Source organism: Hungatella effluvii, assembly GCF_003201875.1.
Classification (GTDB): Bacteria; Bacillota; Clostridia; order Lachnospirales; family Lachnospiraceae; genus Hungatella; species Hungatella effluvii.
The window spans coordinates 192,585-211,130 of record NZ_QJKD01000009.1 but is presented as its reverse complement, the minus strand read 5'-3'; the positions used below and the strand labels follow the sequence as shown (position 1 = coordinate 211,130).

14 protein-coding genes are annotated in these 18,546 nt (G+C 49.5%); 8 read left to right on the top strand and 6 right to left on the bottom strand.

Translation table 11 applies throughout. The features are described 5' to 3' along the window. The first annotated feature begins 109 nt into the window (after nucleotides 1–109). Both DFR60_RS31470 and DFR60_RS17785 read left to right on the top strand, forming a co-directional pair. On the top strand, nucleotides 110–313 hold the full coding sequence (locus tag DFR60_RS31470) for a PAS domain-containing protein (protein ID WP_110324093.1): 204 nt from the start codon (nucleotides 110–112) through the stop codon (nucleotides 311–313). 12 nt (nucleotides 314–325) lie between these two features. Next, nucleotides 326–793, top strand: coding sequence for a hypothetical protein (locus DFR60_RS17785; protein ID WP_110324092.1), 468 nt, complete (start codon nucleotides 326–328; stop codon nucleotides 791–793). A 1,506-nt stretch (nucleotides 794–2,299) separates the two neighbouring features. On the opposite strand, the gene ppdK is transcribed toward DFR60_RS17785, so the two are convergent. Continuing rightward, nucleotides 2,300–4,924 (bottom strand): pyruvate, phosphate dikinase, encoded by a 2,625-nt coding sequence (ppdK, locus tag DFR60_RS17780; RefSeq protein ID WP_110324091.1) that lies wholly within the window; start codon nucleotides 4,922–4,924, stop codon nucleotides 2,300–2,302. A 179-nt stretch (nucleotides 4,925–5,103) separates the two neighbouring features. Further along, nucleotides 5,104–5,805: a hypothetical protein gene (locus DFR60_RS17775; protein WP_110324090.1), complete on the bottom strand. Its 702-nt coding sequence runs from the start codon at nucleotides 5,803–5,805 to the stop codon at nucleotides 5,104–5,106. A gap of 79 nt (nucleotides 5,806–5,884) precedes the next feature. Here DFR60_RS17775 and DFR60_RS17770 point away from each other — a divergent pair, with 79 nt between their 5' ends. Further along, entirely contained in the window at nucleotides 5,885–7,255 is a 1,371-nt protein-coding gene (locus DFR60_RS17770; protein WP_110324089.1) for a B12-binding domain-containing radical SAM protein, read from the top strand. Here DFR60_RS17770 and DFR60_RS17765 read toward each other — a convergent pair. Further along, nucleotides 7,245–8,576 carry an MATE family efflux transporter gene (locus tag DFR60_RS17765; RefSeq protein ID WP_110324088.1) on the bottom strand — a complete coding sequence of 444 codons (1,332 nt, stop codon included), beginning with the start codon at nucleotides 8,574–8,576 and terminating at the stop codon, nucleotides 7,245–7,247. The two genes, DFR60_RS17770 and DFR60_RS17765, sit on opposite strands and share 11 nt — an antisense overlap. 178 nt (nucleotides 8,577–8,754) lie before the next feature. On the opposite strand from DFR60_RS17765, the gene DFR60_RS17760 reads away from it, so the two are divergent. The 4 genes from DFR60_RS17760 to DFR60_RS17745 all read left to right on the top strand — a co-directional run bounded on the left by DFR60_RS17760 (nucleotide 8,755) and on the right by DFR60_RS17745 (nucleotide 13,634). Further along, entirely contained in the window at nucleotides 8,755–9,939 is a 1,185-nt protein-coding gene (locus tag DFR60_RS17760) for a BMP family lipoprotein (RefSeq protein ID WP_110324087.1), read from the top strand. A gap of 100 nt (nucleotides 9,940–10,039) precedes the next feature. Beyond that, nucleotides 10,040–11,578 (top strand): ABC transporter ATP-binding protein, encoded by a 1,539-nt coding sequence (locus tag DFR60_RS17755; protein ID WP_110324086.1) that lies wholly within the window; start codon nucleotides 10,040–10,042, stop codon nucleotides 11,576–11,578. Then, nucleotides 11,575–12,684, top strand: coding sequence for an ABC transporter permease (locus DFR60_RS17750; RefSeq protein WP_110324085.1), 1,110 nt, complete (start codon nucleotides 11,575–11,577; stop codon nucleotides 12,682–12,684). The genes DFR60_RS17755 and DFR60_RS17750 overlap by 4 nt, the downstream gene beginning before the upstream one ends. After that, a complete protein-coding gene (locus DFR60_RS17745; RefSeq protein WP_110324084.1) occupies nucleotides 12,681–13,634 on the top strand; it encodes an ABC transporter permease in 954 nt (317 codons plus the stop codon). Before DFR60_RS17750 ends, DFR60_RS17745 begins: the two co-directional genes overlap by 4 nt. Before the next feature lie 98 nt (nucleotides 13,635–13,732). Here DFR60_RS17745 and DFR60_RS17740 read toward each other — a convergent pair whose 3' ends face one another. Then, a complete protein-coding gene (locus tag DFR60_RS17740; protein WP_110324083.1) occupies nucleotides 13,733–14,296 on the bottom strand; it encodes a class I SAM-dependent methyltransferase in 564 nt (187 codons plus the stop codon). Between the two features lie 236 nt (nucleotides 14,297–14,532). Between DFR60_RS17740 and DFR60_RS17735 the strand changes: the two genes are divergently transcribed. Beyond that, nucleotides 14,533–15,036 carry a Fic family protein gene (locus tag DFR60_RS17735; protein ID WP_110324082.1) on the top strand — a complete coding sequence of 168 codons (504 nt, stop codon included), beginning with the start codon at nucleotides 14,533–14,535 and terminating at the stop codon, nucleotides 15,034–15,036. 94 nt (nucleotides 15,037–15,130) lie between these two features. On the opposite strand, the gene DFR60_RS17730 is transcribed toward DFR60_RS17735, so the two are convergent. Then, nucleotides 15,131–16,537: a glycoside hydrolase family 1 protein gene (locus DFR60_RS17730; RefSeq protein WP_110324150.1), complete on the bottom strand. Its 1,407-nt coding sequence runs from the start codon at nucleotides 16,535–16,537 to the stop codon at nucleotides 15,131–15,133. Between the two features lie 11 nt (nucleotides 16,538–16,548). Further along, complete coding sequence (locus DFR60_RS17725; RefSeq protein ID WP_110324081.1) at nucleotides 16,549–18,417, bottom strand: beta-glucoside-specific PTS transporter subunit IIABC; 1,869 nt, start codon at nucleotides 18,415–18,417, stop codon at nucleotides 16,549–16,551. Between the last annotated feature and the right edge of the window lie 129 nt (nucleotides 18,418–18,546).

Here is an 18,546-nt window from a genome sequence, read left to right as displayed (position 1 = left end):
TAAGCAAATTATTTTTCCATTTATTACCACATATTTGACTTGCTTCGGTAACATTTTTCCACTAATATGGGGAGAACCATGATAAGAGGTATCATATGAGCGAGACAGGCTGTCCCTGAAGGAGGAGATCAAACGGCAGACATCCTCCGGCAAAGTCTTCATGTATGAAAATCGGCTGATCACGAAAGGCGGGGAAGTCCGCTGGGTCTGGACCAGTGCCGAGCTGAGGCGGGACGCCCGGCAGCGCCATACTTTCACTGTATTTTCCATGACATTACCGCCACGAAAAAAGACCAGGAGAAGCTGGTCTTAAATAAAAAACGCTATGAGATTGTGCTCGGCCGAGGCCACTACTGCATATACGGAAACGAGGAATCCCCTGTTCGCCGGCTGTCATTTGAGGAGCCGCTCCAGTCCTATTCTTCTGGAATTTATCGGGCGCGTCTTCCGCGACGACCGCATTTACCTGTGCCAGAAAACAGGAGGAGAGCCGTTTAAAAATATTTATAACTGGTGCAGTGCCGGAACCCATTTCATGGCGGACTCTTTAGAGGAGCTCTGCTCGCTGGACTGGAATATCACTCCGGAGTTTCCCGCCGTCTCATTTCCTGACACCGCATCCGTTGAAGATCCCCGCCTCAGAAGCTGGTTTAAGGCACGCGGAGCAAAAGCCGCGTTTCTGTTCTGTCTCGGGGATCCCGGCAAGCTGATAACTATCATCGGTATTGAAGACTGTCCCCCCCCCCCCGGAGACACTGGAGGAGATGCGGTATTCTCTTCTTATGGTCAGTGAGATCTTAAACCTGTTCAGGAATTATATTTATTTCATTTCAACAGCCGGTATTTCTCGTACTCCTCTGTTATTTAATCTGCACCTTTAAGCTTTTTCCTAATGATCCAGCCACTTTTATTTGCATATGGCTGGACAGGAGATAACAAAAGCGTCAATTAGCCTAAAGAAAGTCCCAGGGGTGCAACTCTGGGACTTTCGCTTTGTGTATACATATATAATTAATCTCTTTCGCCTGCCTGTATTTTATCACACAGTCTGCAAAATCAAGCGGTAGTTTCTGTATAAATCGCAATATTACTTATTATTTAACTTCGCCTGAGCCGCAGCACCCTTGGCAGAGCATTCCCTCCCCCATAAAACTCCTCCCCTTTTCTCAACAAAATAATATAGTTCAACTTTGATATTTATGATATACTATTTGTGTTGTCGCACCCAATCTGGCAACAGAAAGGGGTGCGACAAATGCAAGATATAATCTCTTTTATTGTTTCTGTCATGGTAAATGTAATTGCCTATTACATATGCAAGTGGTTAGACAGAAATAAGGACGACAACTAACCCAAATAAAACCCTCAGGAATTGCGGTCCTGAGGGTTTCGCTTTGTGCTACAAATAGATATAATCTCTTTTGCCTGTTTACATTATATCAAACACCGATTACAAAATCAAGTAATAGTTTCGACTTGAACCGCAATGTTATTTGTTGTTCAACGCCGCCTGTGCCGCTGCGGCCATAGCAGAGCAATCCCAAACCCACTCGACATATCGATATCATTTCTACATTTTTATTATAGAACTACCCCATCACTCATGCTATACTATATTTGTTGTCGCACCCTATACTGGCAACAGGAAGGGGGTGTATACATAATGGAATTACTCTCTTTTATTCTCTCTATCACAGCAAGTGTTGTTGCCTACTTCATTTGCTAATGGCTAGATAGGAGATAACAGCGACAATTAGCCTAAAGAAAGTCCCAGAGTTGCACCTCTGGGACTTTCGCTTTGTGTATACATATAGAACTACTCTCTTTTGCCTGCTTATATTATATCAAACACTATATACAAAATCAAGCATAATTTCCCACCGAACAAACGGTCTCTATTTATTGTTCAGAGCCGCCTGAAACGCGGCGGCCTTGGCACAGCAAACTCTTCCCTATTAAAGCCTTCCCCTTTTATCGACAAAATAGTATAGTTCAACTTTGATATTTATGATATACTATTTGTGTTGTCGCACCCAATCTGGCAACAGGAAGGGGGTGCTTACATGGACTTAATGATTTCTTTCTTACTCTCTGTTATGGCAGGTGTAGTTGCCTACTACATATGCAAATGGTTAGACAGAGATAGCAGCGACAATTAGCCTAAAAGAAAACCCCAGAGTAGCCGCTCTGGGGTTTTCGCTTTGTGCCCACATGGACATCTGATTTCTTTTGCCTGTTTACATTATATCAAACATTACTTGCAAAATCAAGTATGGTTTTTTATCGAACAAACGGTCGCTTACTTTTGGTTAAGGGCCGCCTGAGCCGCAGCCAGTCTTGCGATCGGCACACGGAACGGAGAACAGGATACGTAGTTTAAGCCTACCTTGTGGCAGAACTCGATGGAGGACGGATCGCCGCCATGCTCGCCGCAGATACCAAGCTTGATGTCAGGTCTTGTCTTTCTGCCCTTTTCAGCAGCCATAGCAACAAGCTGTCCAACACCGGTCTGGTCAAGTCTTGCAAATGGATCAGACTCGTAGATCTTAGCCTTGTAATAGGAATCTAAGAACTTGCCAGCGTCATCACGGGAGAATCCGAATGTCATCTGTGTTAAGTCGTTGGTACCGAAGGAGAAGAATTCTGCTTCCTCAGCAACAGCGTCTGCTGTTAATGCAGCTCTCGGGATCTCAATCATGGTACCGATGTGGTACTGGATGTCAGAGCCTTTTTCTGCCTTAACTGCTTCTGCGGTCTCAACTACGATATCTTTTACAAACTTTAATTCCTTCTTCTCGCCTACGAGCGGGATCATGATCTCAGGAATGATGTCGTATCCTTCTTCTGCCTTTACTTCGATTGCAGCTTCCATAACGGCTCTTGTCTGCATCTTGGCAATCTCAGGATAAGTAACTGCCAGACGGCATCCTCTGTGGCCCATCATCGGGTTGAATTCGTGTAAATCCTCACATTTTTCTTTAATTGCTTCTACGGTTAAGCCCATATCAGCAGCTAAAGCTTCGATGTCCTCTTCCTTTGTCGGAAGGAACTCATGTAACGGCGGATCTAAGTAACGAACGGTCATTGGTCTGCCTTCCAGAGCCTTGTACATCGCCTTGAAGTCACCCTTCTGGAACGGAATCAGTTCATTTAATGCTTCTTCTCTTGCTTCAACCGTATCGGAAAGGATCATCTTTCTGATCTTCGGAATTCTGTCTTCTTCGAAGAACATATGCTCGGTACGGCAGAGGCCGATACCTTCTGCGCCTAACTTCACTGCGTTTAAGGTATCTGCAGGAGTATCAGCGTTTGTTCTTACATGGAGGGTTCTGAACTCATCAGCCCATCCCATGATTCTGCCGAAGTCACCGCTGACGGTAGCTTCCTGTGTAGCAATATCGCCAATGTAGATCTTACCTGTGGAACCGTCTAAGGAGATGTAATCGCCTTCTTTAATGGTATGTCCGCCAAGATCGAAGTACTTTGCTGCTTCATCAATCTTGATCTCGCCGCAGCCGGATACGCAAGCGGTACCCATACCACGTGCAACAACTGCTGCGTGAGAGGTCATGCCGCCGCGAACGGTTAAGATGCCTTCTGCCGCATGCATTCCTTCGATATCTTCCGGAGAGGTCTCAAGACGAACGAGAATGACTCTCTCACCAGCCTCATGATGAGCCTTTGCTTCCTCAGCGGTAAAGTAAACCTTACCAGCCGCAGCACCAGGAGATGCAGGAAGAGCGGAACCGATTACTTCGCCGGCTTTTAATGCAGCCGGATCAAATGTTGGATGCAGTAACTGATCGAGGGATTTTGCTTCGATTCTTAAAACTGCTTCCTTTGGTGTGATCTTTCCTTCATCGACTAAGTCGCAGGCAATCTTAATGGCCGCCGGAGCAGTTCTCTTGCCGTTACGTGTCTGTAAGAAGTATAATTTGCCTTCCTGGATCGTGAATTCCATATCCTGCATATCGCGGTAATGGTCTTCCAGCTTATGAGCGATTGCCATGAATTCCTTGTAGCATTCCGGTAAATCCTGCTCCAGCTTCGTGATCGGCTGCGGTGTACGGATACCGGCAACTACGTCCTCGCCCTGAGCGTTAATTAAGTACTCGCCGTAGATACCGTTCTCACCGGTAGATGGGTTACGTGTAAATGCAACGCCTGTACCGGAGGTATTGCCCATGTTTCCGAATACCATGGCCTGTACGTTAACCGCAGTACCCCAGTCGCCAGGGATATCGTTCATACGTCTGTAAACGATAGCACGAGGGTTGTCCCAGGAACGGAAAACAGCCTTAACAGCTTCCATTAACTGAACCTTCGGATCCTGTGGGAATTCTTCGCCCATTTTCTCTTTGTAGATAGATTTGTATTTTGCGATAACTTCCTTTAAATCATCAGCAGTTAAGTCTGTGTCGTACTTAGCTCCCTTAGATTCCTTTACTTCATCAAGGATGCCCTCGAAGAAAGTCTTGCTCATCTCCATAACAACGTCGGAGAACATCTGGATAAATCTTCTGTAAGAATCGTATGCAAATCTTGGGTTGCCTGTCTTCTTGGCAAAGCCTTCTACTGCAACGTCATTAAGTCCCAGGTTTAAGATTGTATCCATCATACCAGGCATGGACGCCCTTGCACCGGAACGTACAGATACTAATAACGGATCTTCTGTATCGCCGAACTTCTTACCCTGAATTTCCTCTAATGTTTTCAGTGCGTCAAAGATCTGCTCCTGAATTTCTTCAGTAATCTTCTTGCCGCTGGTATAGTAGTCTGTACAAGCCTCTGTCGTAACAGTAAAGCCCTGTGGAATCGGCAGACCTAAATTAGTCATCTCTGCTAAGTTAGAGCCCTTACCGCCTAACAGGTTTTTCATATCGGCACTGCCTTCTTTGAACAAATAAACCCATTTTGTTGCCATAAGTATTTCCTCCTCAAATAAAGTTATCGGTTCGCTTTCGCACCGTAAGAAAAAAAACGCGCAAAAGACCTGTCAATATTATATCATAATTCAATTTCTAGTAAAGAGGTTTTCTTGATTTGCTGGCAAAAATTCGCTCTTTTTTCAATACAATTTTATGAAAGTACTTTCAAATTCTGTCATTTTCTGATATGCGATTTTTGTTCGTATATACGATTTGAGAAACGCACCTTTTCAGGACGGAAGTGTCTGGAGGCGCGGTGAAAGACCTGGCGGAAAAGCAGTTCCTTTATAATATACAGCGTTTTTGCAAGGTATTCCTTTTTCGGCGTTTCCCGGAAAAAGTCGTCCTCCATTCCGTCGCGGCTGGAATTATCCAGAGTTCCCTCGTATAAGAAATACGGCTCCAGCAGTTCGGAAAACAGCTTTGGCGTATAACGGTAATAAGGCTGGTGGAGTTTGATTCCCGCCGCCTCCAGAACCTTCGCGACAAACTCGCCGCAGTGAAACGCCTTATAGAGTGGATGACCTCCGAAGACCGGGATCAGGAGCATATGGATTAAATTGTACATGATCTCGGGATCATTTTTCACGTCTTCCATGTATTGGATGGCGTTTTGGTATCCATCTTTGGTGACTGGCACCCGGAAAATCTTCGTGTAAATGGGCACATCCTCCCCCAGCGTATAATAGATCCTCTTCTCCTCAATATATCCGGAGATGGGAGGCGTCTTTGCCCGTAGCCTGGAAAACGCATAAAAATGGGTGTACGTATCGTCCAGCGACACCGCCGCATGGGTGTACCGGTAGCCCGTCGCCCGCTGTGTCAGGCGGCCGAAGCCGGAGGGAAGGTAGAGCAGAAGAATATAGATGTATTCCATCGGAGTTCCTTTCTTGCCTTTTTCCCTATTCTACCATATAATTTGATCAGAGGACAGCGCAATTGGAAGGAGGAATGGTATGATTCTGCTGGTAAAACCGGAGGCCGCAGACAGCGGCTTCAGTCTGGACATGGCTCTTAAGACGGAGCCGCTGGAACTGGAGTATATAAAAGCCATGCTGAAGGAATATGATGTGGAAAGCATGATCTATGAAGCCTCCTTCGACAGGCGCAGTTTTGATGAGATTTTAAACGAATACACCCCCGACGCGGTGGCCGTTACCGGCTATATCACGCAGGAAAAACTGATGCTCTCCTACGCCCGGCGCGCGAAGGCGCTGCGCCCCGGCTGCATCACCATCATCGGCGGCTCCCATGCACAGCTGAACCCGGAGCGTTTCTTTGATCCTGCCGTGTCTTACATATGCCGTTCCGACAATATCTATGCGATTGCGGAGGCACTGAAGGCGGAGGGGCTCATTCCGCCGGAAAATGGTTTTTGTCCGCCGGAGCTGTCTGTGATTGACGGACTTTGTTATCCTGAAAATGGGGGCTGGCACAAAAATCCCATGAAACCGTTTGATTTAAACAAACTCCCAATCCCCGACCGAAGCGCCTTTTCCACCTGTCAGGACCACTACCGCTACTTAGACGTCTCCCCTGTAGCCCTTTTAAAGACCTCATCTTCCTGTCCCTACCACTGCGCCTTCTGCTATGGCCGGGAGCTCAACTGCGGCACCTACTGCCAGCGGGACTTGGAAAAGATCATCGAGGAGCTGGAGACCATCCCCTGCGGCAATATTCAGATCGCCGATGACGACTTCCTGTTCGATGTTCCGAGGCTGAAAGAATTTATGCGGCTGCTCCGGGAGCGGAATATCAGGAAGACCTTTATCTGCTACGGACGCTCGGATTTTATCGCCGTTCATGAGGACTTGATCCGGGAACTGGCGGAGGCCGGCTTCCGTTACATCATGGTCGGTCTGGAGGCGGTTTCCGACAGCTTTCTGGACTCCTATCAGAAGCATTCCTCCCAGTCTCTCAACATTAAGACCATCCGGATGCTTCAAAAATACAACATTAATCTGGTGGGGCTCTTCATCATCGACAGCCGTTTCAAGAAAGAGGATTTCCGGAACATGCGGCGTTTTATCCACGCACACCGGATCACCTATACGGGAGTCTCCATTTTCACACCCATACCGGGCACGGCGCTGTTTAACGAATACCGTGACAGGCTTACCACGGAAAACTGTGAAAAATGGGACTTCATGCATTTGGTAGTCAAACCGGAATGCATGAGCCGCTTTCATTTTTACCTGGAATATTATCTTCTCGTTATGGATTTGTTTCGAATTGCGCAGAAAGCCGGGATATACAGCTTTCTGCGATTAAAAGACTATAAGAATATATTTCTGAAGCTGCTCTTTACAGACAGCTTTAAGTACTAGACGGCAGTTTTTTATTCTGACCTGCCAGCAGAAAACGGCAGATGATCAGCGTTACAAATTCCGTCACAGGCATGACGGACCAGATTCCGGTAACGCCGAAAGCGATCGGCAGAAGGAAAACGAGAATTCCGTTTATCACCATCCCTCTCATCATGCAGATGAACAGGGAGTATCCCGGCTTCATCACGGACTGGAAATAGGTGCCGTACAGGATATTAAAGCCCATGGCGAAGAATGACAGGAAATAGATCCGCACGGCCGGGACCGACATGGCCAGGATCTCCGCCGTCGGCTTCACGAAGGCCGCGGTCACCAGGGCCGGCAGAAGAAGGCCGATTCCCGTAAACAGAATGCCCGATATGGTCACCGCCATCTCTCCCATATGGCGCGTCTCTTTTAATCTGGACTTTCTGCCCGCACCGTAATTGGTGGCGAGAATCGGCTGTACGGCCTGGGAGATGCCGTTGCTGATGGACGCTACGATCAGCGCGCTGTTGGAGATAATTCCGTACACGACCACACCCAAATCGCCCACGTAGACAAGGAGCTGGCGGTTGAATAAAAATGTCACCACGCCGTTGCACATCTCCAGCAGGAAGCTGGCAAATCCGTTGACCACGACCTCCCACGCCTTCTTCCACCCGGGGCGGGCCACCACCTTCAGCGTGTTGTCCGGCGAGGTAAGATGGGTCAGCAGGATTCCAACCGTCAGGAGGGAACCGATCACCGAGGCGATCGCTGCCCCGGCCATTCCCATTTTCATTGGAAATATAAAAATATAATCCAGTACCACATTGGTCACACCGCCAGACACGACCGCCACCATGGATACCTTCGGCGCCCTGTCGTTCCTGACAAATGCCTGTAAAAAGGCCGAGAACAGGAAGACCGGAGCGCCTGTAACCAGAACGCGGCCGTACTCGTCGACGTAATTTCCCATGGTATCATTTCTGCCCAGAAATTCCGTCACAGGCTTAAAAAGCAGGTGCCCGCCAGCAATGTAAAAGACCGCAAAGGCCACGGCCAGCCAGAGGGCCACTGTAAAATACTCTTTTGCCGCCTGCTCGTCCCGGCGTCCCTTCGAGATTGAGAGGAGAACGCCTCCTCCGACGCCGAAGAGCATGCCCGTTCCAAAAAACAGGCTGAATAAGGGAAGCAGCAGGTTCAAGGCCGCGATTCCCACAGGCCCCACGCCCCGGCCGATCATCAGCGTGTCGGCCAAAATATAAATAGAAGTAACCAGCGTAGCACTGATGGACGGCATCAGATACTTGATAAACAGCTTTTGTACCGGCTCTTCCAGAAGATTTAGTTTCTGCACAATATTCCTCCTTCTGTTTAAATCCTTTATCAGTTTACCATTTTTTCTTTAAATAACAAGCTGCTTTATAATAATTCTGTAAAATTGCCCTACTTTACATTGTTTCTGTTTCCAAAATATGGTAAAGTAGAAGTAGCTCTAATAACAATCTTTCAAACGATAGGAGGAATTACGTATTATGAAAAAGAGAGTATTAGCAGTAACACTGGCGGTCATGATGGCTGCATCCTTAAGTGCATGCAGTTCTTCAAATTCCGGCTCCGGCAGCACGACAGCTGCTCCTGCTGAGACGACAACTGCCGCGGAAACCAAAGCGACAGAGGCCGAGACGACAGCCGATACCGCAGTAAAATCGGAATCTTCCAACGGTTATGAACTGGCTCTTGTTACCGACTTAGGTACCATTGACGACAAATCCTTCAACCAGGGCGCATGGGAAGGCATGAAGAAATACGCGGAAGAAAACAGCATTTCCTACAAGTACTACCAGCCTCAGGAAGGAACGACGGACTCTTATTTAGAGACCATCGGTCTGGCCATTGAGGGCGGTGCAAAACTGATCGTATGCCCTGGATTCTTATTTGAAGAGCCTGTTTATCTGGCCCAGGACCAGTACAAGGACGTACATTTCATCCTTCTGGACGGCGAGCCTCACAGCGGCGACTACTCCGAATACAGAACCGAAGCCAATGTTATGCCGATTCTGTTCCAGGAAGATGAGCCTGGCTTCCTGGCAGGCTACGCGGCAGTAAAAGACGGCTATACCAAGCTGGGCTTCTTAGGCGGTATGGCGGTTCCGGCCGTTATCCGTTACGGCTACGGCTTCGCGGAAGGCGCTGACTTCGCAGCCAAAGAGATGGGCGTGGACGGCATCGAGATCATGTACAACTATACAGGCGCATTTGCCGCGACACCGGAAGCGCAGTCCATGGCTGCCTCCTGGTATCAGAACGGCACGGAAGTCATCTTCGGATGCGGCGGCGCGGTAGGTAACTCTGTTATGGCGGCGGCAGAAGAAAAGAGCGCCAAGGTCGTTGGCGTGGACGTTGACCAGAGTTACGAATCCGACACTGTAATCACTTCCGCTATGAAACAGCTTTCCGTATCTGTTTACGACGGCGTAAGAGATTTCTACGCAGGCAGCTTCCCGGGCGGCAAGACCAGTATCTTCTCCGCGAAGAACGACGGTATCGGCCTTCCGATGGAGACCTCCAAGTTTACAGCTTTCACACAGGCGGATTACGACGCAGTCTATGCTCAGTTAAAGGATGGCAAGATCACTCTCGTACAGCCTTCTGAAGACAACAACGATCCAACCAAAGACTTAAAGCTTGAAAAGACAACTATCAACTTCGTAGAATAATCGGATCTACATAAGAAAGGAGATGTCGTTTGATTTCCCAGTCACAACTGAAGACGGGTATCTTACGGCATCTCCTTTTTTGCACTGCAAGGGGGTTCTCATGGATAATTATATTATCGAGATGCTGAATATTACGAAAGAATTTCCCGGCATCATCGCCAACGACAACATCACTCTGCAGCTGAAAAAGGGTGAAATTCACGCCCTTCTCGGCGAAAACGGCGCAGGGAAATCGACGCTCATGAGCGTGCTGTTCGGCCTCTATCAGCCGGAAGCGGGCGTCATTAAAGTCAGAGGAAAAGAAGAAAAGATTACCGGGCCGCTGGATGCCAACGCGCTGGGCATCGGCATGGTACATCAGCATTTCAAACTGGTACATAATTTTACGGTTCTCCAGAATATCGTCCTCGGCATGGAGACCACGAAACACGGCTTTTTGAAAATGGACGACGCACGGAAAAAAATCATGGATTTGAGTGAGAAATACCAGCTCACCATCGATCCCGACGCGCTCATCTCCGACATCACGGTCGGCATGCAGCAGAGAGTCGAGATTCTGAAGATGCTTTACCGCGACAATGAGATCATGATCTTCGATGAGCCCACGGCCGTCTTAACGCCTCAGGAAATCGACGAACTGATGCAGATCATGAGGGATCTGGTGAAGGAGGGAAAATCCATCCTCTTTATCACGCATAAGCTTAACGAAATCAAGGCGGTTGCCGACCGGTGCACGGTCCTGCGCCGTGGAAAATATATCGGAACCGTAGAGGTAAAGGACACCACACCGGAAGAAATGTCCGAGATGATGGTGGGACGCAAGGTGAATCTGACCGTGGAAAAAGGCGCCGCCTCCCCGAAGGATGTGGTGCTCGAAGTGAAGAATCTGTCCGTCAAGGCCAACAAAGAGGGCCACACAAAAAATCTGGTGAGCAACGTCACCTTCCAGGTTCGAAAGGGTGAGATCGTCTGTATCGCCGGTATCGACGGAAATGGTCAGACAGAGCTGATTCACGCCATCACCGGCCTGGCCGAGATGAGCGAGGGAATTGTGCTCTTAAACGGTCAGGATGTGACAAAAAAGAGCATCCGTTATAAAAACACCCACGGACTCTCTCATATCCCGGAGGACCGCCACAAACACGGACTTGTCCTGGACTATAATCTGGGCTATAACCTGGTGCTTCAGCAGTATTTTGAGAAGGGATTTCAGCAGTGCACTTTTCTAAAGAACGACAGCATCTACGGCTATTCAGAAAAGCTGATTGAAGATTACGATATCCGAAGCAGTGAAGGGCCCTACACCAGCGCCAGAAGCATGTCCGGCGGCAACCAGCAGAAGGCGATCGTAGCCAGAGAGGTCTCCAGGGATCATGACATCCTGCTGGCAGTACAGCCCACAAGAGGTCTTGACGTGGGGGCCATTGAATATATCCACAGGGAATTGATCAAGCAGCGTGACGCGGGGGCCGCGATTCTGCTGGTATCCCTGGAACTGGATGAGGTCATGAACTTAAGCGACAGGATTCTCGTCATGTTTGAGGGCTCCATTGTGGCTGACTTGGATCCCAAGAAGGTTACAGTGCAGGAATTAGGCCTTTACATGGCCGGTTCGAAGAAAGAAGGTGGCAAATCATGAAACAGAAGCAACCACGGGATTACAATGGAATACTATCTTCCATCTTTGCCATCGTGCTGGGACTTATTGTCGGCCTGATCATCCTGTTTCTCTGCAATCCTGCCCAGGCGCTGCCCGGATTTGCGACAATCCTGACGGGGGCGTTTACTCACGGGGCCAAGGGCATCGGACAGGTATTCTACTATGCGACGCCCATCATTTTAACCGGTCTCTCCGTTGGCTTCGCCTTTAAAACAGGACTCTTCAACATCGGTACACCGGGCCAGTTCATCATGGGCGGCTTTGGAGCCGTCTACGTGGGAATTCTCTGGACCTCCCTGGGGCCGGCTCACTGGTTTGTGGCGCTGCTGGCCAGCGTCGTCATGGGCGCCGTGTGGGGACTCGTACCAGGACTCTTAAAGGCTTACTATAACGTAAACGAGGTTATCGCCTCCATTATGATGAACTACATCGGCATGTATCTCGTCAACTGGATCGTAAAGAGCAGCAAGCCCCTGTTTAACAATCTGAGAAATGAATCGAGAAACGTGGCGGCTACCGCAAATATCCCGAAGATGGGCCTGGACAAGATTTTCCCCGGCTCCAGCGTCAACGGAGGCATTATCATCGCCATTATCGTCGTTATCCTGATTTATCTGCTGTTAAACAAGACCACCTTCGGTTATGAGCTGAAGGCGGTTGGCTTCAACCGCGATGCCAGCAAGTACGCCGGCATCAATGAGAAGAAAAGCATCATCATGTCCATGATGATCGCAGGCGCCATCGCCGGACTGGCCGGCGGCCTCCTCTATCTGGCCGGAACCGGAAAACATATTGAGATCAAGGATGTTCTGGCTTCCGAAGGCTTTACCGGAATCTCCGTCGCCCTGCTGGGCTTAAGCAACCCGATTGGCGTGCTGTTCTCCGGCATTTTTATCGCCTACTTAACGGCAGGCGGATTTTATCTGCAGCTGTTTGAATTTTCTACGGAAATCATCGATATCATTGTCGCGGTGATCATCTACTTCAGCGCCTTTGCCCTCATGGTAAAGATGCTGATCGGAAAGGTGCAGAAGGCGCGCCATGAAAAAGAAGAGGCACAGGCGAAAGGAGGAGGAGACGCATGAGTGTTATTTATTTTATATTTCAGCAGACCATGTATTTCATGATTCCTCTTATGATCGTGGCTCTGGGTGCCATGTTCTCGGAACGGAGCGGTATTATCAATATCGCGCTGGAGGGAATCATGACCATGGGCGCGTTTACCGGAATCCTGTTTATTCACTTTACGGGAGGCACCATGAGCGGCCAGATGCAGCTGATTCTGGCGGTCTTAATCTCCATGGCGACAGGCATGTTCTTCTCCCTGTTCCATGGATATGCGTCCATCAATATGAAGGCGAACCAGGTTATCAGCGGTACCGCCTTAAACATGTTCGCCCCCGCATTTGCCATCTTCGTGGCCCGTGTCATTCAGGGCGTGCAGCAGGTACAGTTTACCAATACCTTCCGGATCACCTCGGTTCCCGTACTCGGCAGGATCCCGTTTATCGGACCGCTGCTGTTCCAGAACGCCTACATTACCACCTACATCGGAATCGCAATCTTCGTACTCTCCACCGTCGTGCTCTACAAGACGCGGTTTGGACTTAGGCTGCGCTCCTGCGGCGAGCATCCCCAGGCGGCCGACGCGGCAGGCATCAACGTCTACCATATGCAGTACGCGGGCGTCCTGATCTCAGGTGCCCTCGGTGGCTTAGGCGGACTGGTATTCGTCGTTCCGACCTCCACCAACTTTAACGCCGATGTTGCCGGATACGGTTTCCTGGCTTTGGCCGTCCTGATCTTCGGTCAGTGGAAACCAGTGAAAATCATGCTGGCCTCCTTATTCTTCGGACTGATGAAGGCGGTGGCCGCCGCTTACTCTGGAATTCCGTTCTTAAGCAGTCTCGGAATACCCAGTTATTTTTACAAGATGGTGCCGTATATTATCACATTGATCGTACTGGTATTCACATCGAAGAATTCCCAGGCTCCGAAGGCAGAAGGCGTGCCTTACGACAAGGGACAGAGATAAACGGATTATACAGAAATCAAAGAAATCCTTCCAGCCATGGCGTTTTCAGACGCAGCCGTGGCTGGAAGGACTTTTTTGTCAGCAGGTTCTTTTTTTAATTACCATGCCTTCCGGCAGGTGAAGCAGGCCATGGATTCCACCGTCCGCACCGACGTTTTTTCAAACATTCCGGACAGCCTTTTTTTCAGGCTTCCCGCCGTCTCAAACGGGGGAGTGAAAAATCCTTTCGGCACATAAATATGATTGATAAACCAGTCGGTACGCTTATTTTCACCGATAATATAGAAGCAGCCGGTGAAAATGCCCCCCGGACGGAGCACACGAAGTATCTCCCGGTATGCCGCATCCTTGTCCGGAAATGCGTGGAATCCGTTGAGCGACAGCACGAGATCGAAGCTTGCATCCGCAAACGGCAGTTTTCCAACGTCTCCCTGCAGAAATCTTACATTGGATAATCCCATGTTCTTAGCCCGGCGCTTCGCTCTCGCCATCATGTCCGCTGAGTAGTCGAGGCACGTCACATCTGCACTTGGAAGCCCTTGATACACAGGCATGGTCAGCACACCGGTTCCCACTGGAACCTCCAGAATGCGGCCTTTGCATTTCCTCGAAATCCCGGCCATCGCATACTCCAGATAACGCATTGTCTTCTTTTTCCAGATTCCGGTAGGCGTCCCGGATTTCCAAATGTCTGCTCATTTATTTCTCCCCAAACTGAACAACCGCGCAGCGTACTGATTTTCCATCGGGTCCTGCTCCGCTGTTGGTTAGCTGTTTCTAACTTTCTCTGCTGTTCATTATAGAAACACCGCCGCTCTTTGTCAATACCGGAATCGCCTCACTCCCCGTTGCACCCTTTTATTTCCGTGTGGTATAATACCCGGAGGAGGAAACTATCATGACACCATTAAAAGAACTTTTACAGCAGACAGATCATTTAAGAGACAACAGACAGCAGGATATAACCATTACGGAAGACACCATAAAAGAGCTCCACAGAACGGCTATGGCAGACTGCAGCGCCGTGCCGTCTGATTCCTACCGTACCGGCATGCCGTCTGATACGGATTACGGGTATCAGCCGCCTCAGCCAGAGGATGTTCCAAGGCTGACAGGACATCTCACGGATCAGATCAGGTCCTCAAGGTCCTCGCTCCATCCCATTGAGCTGGCAGCCATGGCCGGTAAACGGCTGATTGATATTCAGCCATTTGATGCGGCCAATGAAGAGACCGCATTTCTTCTCATAAACTTAATTCTTGTTTCCGCGGGCTACCCTGCCATCTCCATCGGTAACGAACGCCGGGAAGCGTATCAGCAGGCGCTTATAGTCTCCAGAAAAGAGTACGATATGGAGCCGTTCTCCCGCCTGATCGCTGAATGTGTGTCAGAGCGAATTTAAAATTCATTTCCGCCATCTGCACATTCTGGGATAAGGGGCAGATGGCGGGCCTGCAGCCGCATTTATAAATCGGAACGGCTTACGGTTCTCTCATCTATAAATTAACGCCGTTGCTTTCGATGATGTCCCGATACCACCAGAATGACTTCTTTCTGTACCGCCTGAGGCTTCCTGTGCCGTCATCGCCCCGGTCCACATAGATATAGCCGTACCGTTTTCTCATCTCGGCCGTGGAAGCGCTCACCAGGTCAATACAGCCCCATGAGGTATACCCCATGATTTCCACACCGTCGCGGATAGCTTCGCGTACCTGGATCAGATGCTGCCGCAGATAGTCAATCCGGTAATCGTCGAGCACCGTCTTTTCCCCATTTTCCAGAGTCACCAGCTGGTCCTCCGCGCCGATACCGTTTTCCACGATAAACAGTGGAAGCTGGTACCTGTCGTAGAGGCGGTTCAGTGTGTATCGAAGCCCCTTGGGATCGATCTGCCAGCCCCAGGCAGTAGCCTTCAAGTATGGATTCTTATAGCCCCTCGATAAGTTGCCTCCGGTCGGCTCGCCCAGCTCTGTATGCGTGGTGGCGCAGACGCTGGAATAGTAGCTGAAGGAGATGAAATCCACTGTATTTTTCAGAATTTCTCCGTCCTCCGGTTCCATGCAAATCTCTATTTTGTGATCCTCGAAATAGTTTAAGAGATACTTCGGATACGTTCCCCTTGCGTGAATGTCTGCAAACAAAAGCGTTTCCCGGTCTTTCTCCATAGTTGCAATCATGTCATCCGGGTCCGGAGTCAGAGGATAAACCGTAATTCCCAGAATCATACAGCCGATCTTCGCACTGGGCATCAGCTCATGGCCCAGCTTCACGGCCATGGCGCTGGCTACCAGCTCGTGGTGCATGGCCTGGTACAAATCCTGTTCCGTCAGCTGTTCCGCCGGCGTCTTAATGCCTCCGCTCATAAATGGGGCGTGAAGAAGGGAATTGATCTCGTTAAAGGTCAGCCAGTATTTCACCTTATCCTTATATCTGGTAAAAACAGTACGGCAGTACCGCTCGAAAAATCCGATCAGCTTCCGGCTTCTCCAGCCGTCGTACTTTTCCGCCAGCCCCAGCGGGGTTTCATAATGAGATATGGTAACTAATGGTTCTATGCCGTATTTTAAGCACTCGTCAAACAGGCGGTCATAAAACTCCAGCCCTTTTTCATTGGGCGTCTCCTCGTCTCCCTCTGGAAAGATTCTCGACCAGGCGATGGAGGTTCTGAATACCTTGAACCCCATTTCTGCAAACAGACGAATATCTTCTTTGTAATTGTGGTAGAAATCGATCGCTTCCAGCTTCAGATTATCCGCGGTGGGCCCTTCCGTCCGCTCTCCACGCAGGCCGTGGGGCAGGACATCCTGAACCGAAAGGCCTTTCCCGTCTTCATTATACGCGCCCTCACACTGGTTGGCGGAAACCGCTCCGCCCCATAAAAAATTTTCCGGAAATGTCTTCATGGTTCCCTCCATCACAGCAGCCTCAAAAGCGGTTCTCCCGTCTTCACACGGCCCTCGGCCGCTGCTTCCACAGTACTGTAGTTAAAATGATTGGATATGATAACTGGTGTGATCACATCGTATCCTTCCGCTTTCATCGCTTCTAAATCAAATTCCAGAATGCAGTCTCCCACTTTTACCGTGTCTCCGGACTTCATTTTTACATGGAAATGCTTTCCCTTTAAGTTTACCGTGTCCAGTCCCACATGGATCAGAATCTCCGTCCCGTCCTCCGACACAAGCCCCATCGCGTGGCCGGTTTCAAAGATCGTGGCAATGGTTCCGTTCACAGGAGATACCACGCGGCCTTCGGAAGGCATAATCGCCATGCCTTTCCCCAGAATGCCTTCCGAAAATGTGGGATCATTGACTGTTTCCAGGGATACTGCTTCGCCGGTCAGCGGAGCGGCAATCACAACCTCCTTCTCTTTTCCGGAAGACTTTTCGGAAGCCTTTTCACCGCCTTCTTCCTGCGGATCCTTATAAAGAACATAGGAAATGATAAATGCGATTACAACACTGACAACCGCGCCCGCACAGGCAAAGTAGAAGCCGGTCAGCGTATCGCCGCCTAAATAGCTGGGCAGTGTCAAAAATCCCGGTGAACCGCCTGAGTAGTTCTTAACATTTAGGATTCCCATGAGGAAACCGCCCACACCTCCGCCGATCATAGCCGCGTACAGGGGTGTTTTGAAACGGATGTTGATACCGTAGAGCGCAGGTTCTGTAATTCCGCAGACAGCCGTAATTCCGGCGGAAGACGCCAGCTGCCTTATCTCTGACTTCTTACTCTTAATGGCGACCGCCAGGGCAGCTCCGCCCTGAGCCACGTTGGATCCAAGCATACCCGGATAGATCAGGGTATCGTAGCCCATAGTCATACGGTTGTTGATTCCGATGGGAATCAGGCCGTAATGGGTTCCCGTCATGACTAAAAGCGGTGTAAACGCACCTACCAGAGCCGGTACCAGCCAGCTGCAGTAATTGTTTAAACTGTGTACGCCTGAGGCAATTAAATTGCTGATAATGGTTCCGATCGGTCCGATGACCACCAGACCCACGATTCCCGTGACGATGGCAGTGATCAGAGGCTTTGTAAAGAATTTCACTGGTTTTGGAGAGATTCTGTCTGCAATCGGCTCTACATAGGACATGAACCATACGATCAGAATAATCGGAAGCACGGAGGATGAATATCCTGCGTTGGTGATCGGGAGCAGGAAGATACGGATCGCTTCCCCGCTCTCTTTCGACGCCGCCACCATATTGACGAAATCCGGGTGAAGCAGCATGCCGCCCAGCATCATTGCCAGGTAAGGGTTGCATTTAAACTTTTTAGCCGCGGAATTCGCCAGCAGTATCGGCAGGAAATAGAACGCCGCGTCCGCCATAAAATTCAGGGTCTGATAGGTGGTACCCGTCTTGTCCACAAGGCTGAACGCCGTTAAAAGTGCAAGGATAGCCTTAATCATACCCGCGGCGGTGATGGCCGGAAGAATCGGTGTAAAGATGCCGGAAAGTGTATCCACCATCCGCGCTACCACCTTCCTGTCGTCCTTTTTCTCTTTCCCTGAGCCGTTTTCTCCTTCCTCCGTGCGTTCGCACAGCTCTGTCAGCGGCTTATACACACTGGCCACATCACTGCCAATCACGACCTGATACTGGCCGCCTTTGCTGATGACGCCCATGACGCCGTTCACCTTCTTTAAGGCCTCCGTCTGTGCCTTTCCCTCGTCTTTTAAATTAAAGCGAAGTCTGGTTGCACAGTGGGTGAGTCCGGAGATATTCTCCTCTCCGCCGACTTTTATAAGGATTTCTTCTGCAAGTTTTTTATAATCCATTTACTCGGTCCCCTCTTTTCTTTTAATGGACTCATCGTAACACATCATGCCCATATCTTCACTACGGAAAACGTGAAATGGTTCACCGTTTCAAAATTCATCAAAAAAACCGCCGTTTTTTTGAAACAG